This is a genomic window from Chitinophaga sp. GbtcB8 (assembly GCF_019091455.1).
Lineage (GTDB): Bacteria > Bacteroidota > Bacteroidia > Chitinophagales > Chitinophagaceae > Chitinophaga.
The window spans coordinates 1-356 of the sequence record NZ_JAGXJN010000107.1 but is presented as its reverse complement, the minus strand read 5'-3'; the positions used below and the strand labels follow the sequence as shown (position 1 = coordinate 356).

1 protein-coding gene is annotated in these 356 nt (G+C 48.9%); it reads left to right on the top strand.

Annotation, left to right across the window (positions count from 1 at the left end):
• Nucleotides 1-356: condensation domain-containing protein (locus KVT36_RS31590; RefSeq protein WP_217607409.1), on the top strand; the 356-nt coding region annotated here is incomplete at both ends.

Below are 356 nucleotides of genomic sequence, written 5' to 3'. Positions count from 1 at the left end.
CTGCGGCAGTTACGTCAGATCACCCTGGAAGCATATGACCACCAGGATGCGCCTTTTGAAAAAGTAGTGGAGGCAGTAGTAAGAGACCGTGATCTGAGCCGCCATCCGCTGTTCCAGGTGATGTTTATGCTACAGAACAATGAATCTGCAGGTATAACAGAACACCTGTTAGGCGAAGGAGTATCGCTGCATGCGGAACCTGTTGAAGGCAACAGTACAAAGTTTGATCTGAGCGTTGCGCTCAGTGCTTCAGCCGGGCTTAATATAGATATTACCTACAGCACTGACCTGTTTGAAGCCGGAACGGTTAGCCGGATGCTATCGCACTACGAACAATTATTGCAGGCAGTAGTAAG